Source organism: Kitasatospora sp. NPDC059571, from assembly GCF_042735675.1.
Taxonomy (GTDB): domain Bacteria; phylum Actinomycetota; class Actinomycetes; order Streptomycetales; family Streptomycetaceae; genus Kitasatospora.
This window is the reverse complement of sequence record NZ_JBHWBW010000515.1, coordinates 1-5,410: the sequence shown is the minus strand read 5'-3', so window position 1 is coordinate 5,410 and position 5,410 is coordinate 1. Positions and strand designations below refer to the sequence as shown.

The 5,410-nt window shown below is 76.1% G+C and carries 5 protein-coding genes; 3 read left to right on the top strand and 2 right to left on the bottom strand.

Features of this window, described 5'->3' with window-relative positions; translation table 11 throughout:
- Both ACFV0G_RS34380 and ACFV0G_RS34375 read right to left on the bottom strand, forming a co-directional pair.
- Positions 1 to 515 (bottom strand): PucR family transcriptional regulator ligand-binding domain-containing protein (locus ACFV0G_RS34380; protein WP_380556448.1); only part of this gene is annotated, 515 nt, incomplete at its 3' end.
- Positions 516 to 546: 31 nt separating this feature from the next.
- Positions 547 to 1,065: a YbaK/EbsC family protein gene (locus ACFV0G_RS34375; protein ID WP_380556447.1), complete on the bottom strand. Its 519-nt coding sequence runs from the start codon at positions 1,063 to 1,065 to the stop codon at positions 547 to 549.
- A 146-nt stretch (positions 1,066 to 1,211) separates the two neighbouring features.
- Between ACFV0G_RS34375 and ACFV0G_RS34370 the strand changes: the two genes are divergently transcribed.
- From ACFV0G_RS34370 to ACFV0G_RS34360, 3 genes are all read left to right on the top strand, one after another.
- Positions 1,212 to 2,165, top strand: coding sequence for an Lrp/AsnC family transcriptional regulator (locus ACFV0G_RS34370; protein ID WP_380556445.1), 954 nt, complete (start codon positions 1,212 to 1,214; stop codon positions 2,163 to 2,165).
- 120 nt (positions 2,166 to 2,285) lie between these two features.
- Complete coding sequence (locus tag ACFV0G_RS34365) at positions 2,286 to 3,713, top strand: APC family permease (protein ID WP_380556443.1); 1,428 nt, start codon at positions 2,286 to 2,288, stop codon at positions 3,711 to 3,713.
- Positions 3,710 to 5,356 carry an amidohydrolase gene (locus ACFV0G_RS34360; RefSeq protein ID WP_380556441.1) on the top strand — a complete coding sequence of 549 codons (1,647 nt, stop codon included), beginning with the start codon at positions 3,710 to 3,712 and terminating at the stop codon, positions 5,354 to 5,356. The genes ACFV0G_RS34365 and ACFV0G_RS34360 overlap by 4 nt, the downstream gene beginning before the upstream one ends.
- Positions 5,357 to 5,410 lie beyond the last annotated feature (54 nt).

Below are 5,410 nucleotides of genomic sequence, written 5' to 3'. Positions count from 1 at the left end.
GCGAGCGCCGCCCGGCGCCCCCGGGCGCGCCCCCCACGCCGGCGTCGCCGGCCCGCCGCCCCGCCGCGCAGGGCGGCCCGGGTCATCCGTGGCTGGCTCCGCACGGCGCGGACGGCGTCCTCGTAGCGGAGGTCGGCGAGGCGCTCCATCAGCGCCCGGGTGACGGCGACGAACGGCGTCGGCAGCGGGACCCGGAGCAGCGGCAGTCCGGCCGCCTCGGCGGCCTCGACCAGGGCGGGCGGCACGGTGTCGTGGGTGAGCCCGGTGCCGAAGCCGAGCGCGGCGACCCCGGCCGCCACCAGCCCGTCGACGTAGCGCCGCTGGCCGGCCGGGTCGGCGGGCAGCCGCAACCCGGTGGTCAGCAGCAGCTCGCCGCCGGCCAGCCACGGGCCGGGGTCGGCGAGTTCGATGCTGTGCGCCCAGGTGGCGCGGCGGTCCAGCCCGGCCGCACCGGCGAGGACGACCAGACCGAGGTCGCGGCGGGCGACCAGCCAGCGGACCGGAACACCGTCCATCGAACCTCCCGTACCGGGTACCCGCGGCCGATCAGGACGCGGGCGGGGCCGGGGGCTCGGTCGACAGCCCCTCCACCACGCTCGCGTCCGGCAGGTGGGCGAGCAGCGCGTCCGGGGCGATCAGCAGCTTGCCGGCCCGGTCGCCGCCGCCGAGGACGATCTCGGGGCGGGTCAGCACGGGGGCGTCCAGGTAGACCGGCAGGCCGGGCGGCAGGGCGACCGGGGTGACCCCGCCGACCTGCATGCCGGTGAGCTCGACGGTCTCCTCGGCGCTCGCGAACGACACCCGGCGGGCGCCGAGCAGCTTGCGCACGGCCCGGTTGACGTCCACCCGGCGGGTCGCCTGGACGAGGCAGGCCGCGTACCGGCGCGGCTCGGTCTTGGCGACCACCAGGATGCAGTTCACCGAGTCGACGGGCGCGAAGCCGTACCGGGCGCAGAACTCCGCGGTGTCCGCGAACTCCGGGTCGATGTCCAGCCAGCGGTACGGGACGCCGTCGGCGTCGAGGCCGGCGCGCACGGCGTCCGCAATGCTGCGAGTGCTCTCCACGGGCCCGAAGCTACCAGCCCGCGGCGGGCGCCCGGGCCCGGCCGGCGGTCGGCCGGGCGCGCGGCGGCCCACTACCCTCGGCGGGACGGCTCGCGGACGCCGCCACCACGAGGTGGTCCGCCCCGGCCGTCGGGAAGGCGGCGGACGTGGTGGACGGCCTGGATGCGGCGCTGGTCCGCGAGCTCCAGCGGGACGGGCGGGTGAGCTACCAGCGGCTCGCCGACCTGCTGGGGGTCTCCCGGGAAGCGGCCCGGGCGCGGGTCCACCGGCTGACCTCCACGGGCGCCGTGCGGGTGGTGGGGATCGTCCGCCCGTCGGTGGTGGGCATCGCGGCGATCGCGCACGTGTCGCTGAACGTCGAGGGCCCCGCGCGGCCGGTCGCCGAGGCGGCGGCCACCCGGCCGGCCACCTCGTTCGTCTCCTGCACGGCAGGCGGCGCAGCGGTGCTCGCGGAGGTCCGGGTGGCCGACGACGCTGCGCTGGAAAGGGAGTTCACCGCGCTGCGGGAGATCCCGGGGGTGCACGGCATCGAGGTCTTCCGCTGCACGGAGCTGCTCCGGGACGCGTACTCGCCGCTGCCCGGCGGGCACCCCGGGCCGCAGCCGAAGGCGGCGGCGCCGGCCGTCGACGACACCGACCGGGTGCTGCTGGGACTGCTGCAGGTCGACGGCAGGGCCTCGTTCGCCGCCCTCGCCGAGCGGGTCGGGCTCTCCCAGCCCGCCACCCGGGCCCGGGTGCTGCGGCTGCTGGAGTCGGGGGCGGTGCACGTCACCGGGCTGGTCGCCTCGCAGGCGCTGGGGGTGCGGGAGGCCGTCGGGGTGGGGCTCGGGGTGCGGGGCGGCGCGCGGGAGGCGGCCGGCCGGGCGGTCGCCCTGCCCGGGGTCAACTACGTGGCCGCCGGGCACGGCCGCTTCGACGTGGTGTGCGGGGTCGACGCCGCCGACCGCGCGGCGCTGCTCGCCACCCTCGACGAGCTGCGCTCCGTGCCGGGCGTGGTCCGCGCGGAGGCCTGGTACCACCTGGACATCGTCAAGGAGACCTACAGCTACGATCTCCCGCCCGCGGCGGCGAATCATTCGCTCGCAGCATCCCCCCATTAAGAATCGCAGAATCACGGGGAAATTGCCTGCGGAATGTCGCTCGGAATCCATTGACGCGACATTTCCGCCTGCCATTGAATGGCCGGCGTCCCCCACTCCCTCACCACGCCGGGATTCCTGATGACCAGATCCCCCCAGCCGGACGTCGCGGCGCTCCCCCGCTCGCTCGGCGTCTTCGGCGGCGTCCTGCTGACGCTCTCCTGCGTGACCCCGGCCTCCTCGCTCTTCATCGTGGTACCGCCGCTGCTCCAGTCCCAGGGCAGCGGCACGGTCGCCACCCTGCTGATCGCCGCCCTGCTCTCGCTCGGCGTCGGCTTCTGCTACGCGGAACTCGGCACCCTCGTCCCCAGCGCCGGCGGCGAGTACTCGATCGTCGGACAGCTGCTCGGCCGCCTCGCCGGCTGGCTGGTCTTCGTGATCTCCGTGGTGTCGCTGCTGGTGATCCCGCCGATCATCGCGCTCGGCACCGCCGGCTACCTCTCCTCGGTGGTCTCCCTCGACCCGGCGGTGGCCGGCGCCGCGGTGATGGCGGTGGCCGTCGCGGTCGGCATCCTCGACATCAAGTCCAACGCCCTGATCACCGGCCTCTTCCTCGGCCTGGAGGTGCTCGCCGCGGCGGTGGTCAGCGTGCTCGGCCTCACCCACGTCCACCAGCCGCTCGGCAGCCTGGTGCACGCGGTCGTCCCGGACGGCCACGGCGGCACCGGCCCGTTCACCGCCGGACTGCTGGTCTCCGGCCTGGCGGTCGCGCTGTTCACCTACAACGGCTTCGGCACCGCGGTGTACCTCTCCGAGGACCTGCGCGACCCGCGCCGCACCGTGGCCCGCACCGTGCTGTGGTCGCTGCTCGCCGGCGTCGTGCTGATCACCGTGCCGGTCGCCGCGATCTGCCTGGGCGTCGACTCCCCCGACCGGCTCGCCGCCGGCGACCTCGTCGCGATCGTCGACTCCTGGGCCGGCAGCACCGTCGGCACCTTCGTCAGCCTCTGCATCGCCGCCGCCATCCTCAACGCGGTCATCGTCATGGTGCTGCAGAACGGCCGCGTGCTGTACGCCTCCGCCCGCGACCGCACCTGGCCCGACCCGGTCAACCGGGTGCTCGGCTCGCTGCACCCCCGCTGGGGCTCGCCCTGGGCCGCCACGCTGGCGATCGGGCTGCCGGGCGTGGTCCTCGCCCTCGCGGTGCCGATCGACGCCCTGCTCGGCTTCACCGGCGTGGTCGTCGCGGTGATCTACCTGCTGCTGGGCTGCGCGGCGCTCACCGCGCGCCGCGGCCGCCACCGCACCACCGCCGCCTGGCGGATGCCGCTGTGGCCGGTGGTGCCGGTCGTCACCATCGCCGTCCTCGGCTACTCGCTCACCCAGCAGACCGCCCGCGACCTGCTGATCACCGGCGGCGTCCTGCTCGCCGGCACCTGCTACTGGTTCGCCTACCTGCGGCCGCGCAGCGCCACCCACTGGGTGCTCAGCCTGCCCGCCGACCTGACCGACACCCCCGCCGACGCCCCCCTGGGCACCGCGGCACCCCTGAACGGAGCCCGGCAGTGACCCGCCCCGCCGACCTCGTCCTGCACAACGCGCACGTCCACACCGTCGACGACGCCCGGCCGCGCGCCGAGGCGCTCGCCGTCCGCGACGGCCGGATCGCCTGGGTCGGCGACGGCGCGGACTGGCGCCGCTTCGCCGGACCGGACACCGAGGTGGTGGACGCCCGCGGCCGGCTCGTCATGCCCGGCTTCGTGGACAGCCACAACCACGTCCGGCTCGGCTCCGACGCCGACTGCGTCCAGCTCGCCGGAGCCGGCACGCTCGACGAGATCGGCGCGCGGATCGCCGCCCGGCGCCGCAGCCACCCCGACGCCGACTGGATCGAGGGCGAGGCCTTCGACTACTCCGCGATCCCCGGCGGCCGGATGCCGACCGCGGCCGACCTCGACCCGTACACCGGGGACCGCCCGGCGTTCGTGCTGAGCTACGACGTGCACACCGCCTGGCTGAACACCGCGGCGCTGCGGCGCCTCGGCATCGGCCGGGACACCGACCGGACGGCGTACGGCACCGTGCAGAAGGACCCGGCGACCGGCGAGCCCACCGGATTCCTCACCGACTTCGCGGTCCGCGGGCTCTCCCGGGACGGCCACCGGGCGCTGCGCGCGGCGGGGGTGCCGTGGGCGGACCCGGACCGGCAGTACCGTCGGCTGGCCGGCAGCCTGGACATGGCCGCCCGGTACGGGATCACCACCGTGGTCGAGCCGCAGAACTCCCTCGACGACCTGGCCCTGTTCGAGCGGGCGCTGACGGAGGGCCGGCTGCGCTCGCGGCTGGTCGCGGGGCTGTTCCACCCGCGCGGCACGACCGCGGAGGACCTCGCCGAGTTCGCCGCGGCCGCCCGCCGGCACGGCTCGGACCGGTTCCGGGTCGGCCCGCTGAAGCTGTACATCGACGACGTGGTGGAGCCGCACACGGCGGCGCTGCTCGAACCGTACGCCGGGCACCACAGCCACCGCGGTGAGACGTTCTACCCGCCGGAGGAGTTCGCCGAGGTGCTGGCCGGGCTGGACGCGGCGGGCTTCCAGGCCTTCGTGCACGCGACCGGCGACCGCGGCATCCGCACCGTGCTGGACGCGGTGGCGCACGCCCGCGCGGTCAACGGCCCGCGCGACGCCCGCCACCAGATCGTCCACGTGGAGTGCCTCGACCCGGCGGACGTCCCGCGCTTCGCCGAGCTCGGCGTGGTGGCCTGCATGCAGCCGCGGCACTGCTCGCCGGACATCGCCGGCCCCGGCCGGGACTGGGCCGAGGCCGTCGGCGAGCGCCGCTGGCACAAGGCCTGGCCGATGCGCAGCCTGCACGAGGCCGGCGCGGTGCTCGCGCTGTCCAGCGACTGGAACGTCGCGGAGATGGACCCGCTGGTCGGCCTGTACACCGCCGTGACCCGGCGCGGGCTGGCCGGTGGCGAACCGTGGATGCCCGCGGAGACGCTCGACCTGGCCACCGCGCTGCGCGGCTACACCCTGGGCAGCGCCCACGCCGTCCACCTGGAGAACGAGCTGGGCAGCCTCACCCCGGGCAAGCTCGCCGACCTGGTGCTGCTCTCCGACGACCTGTTCGCCCTGGAGCCGAAGGCCTACCTCGACGCCCGGGTGGAGCTCGGCGTGGTCGGCGGCGAGGTCGTGCACCGGGCCGGCTGACGGTCCTGCGGCACGGCGAGGGCCCCCCCCCCCCCGGGGGGGGGGGGGCCGGGC

Coding starts and splice junctions, on each gene's coding strand:
- ACFV0G_RS34365 (WP_380556443.1), top strand. CDS start 2,286: ATGACCAGATCCCCCCAGCCGGACGTCGCGGCGCTCCCCCGCTCGCTC.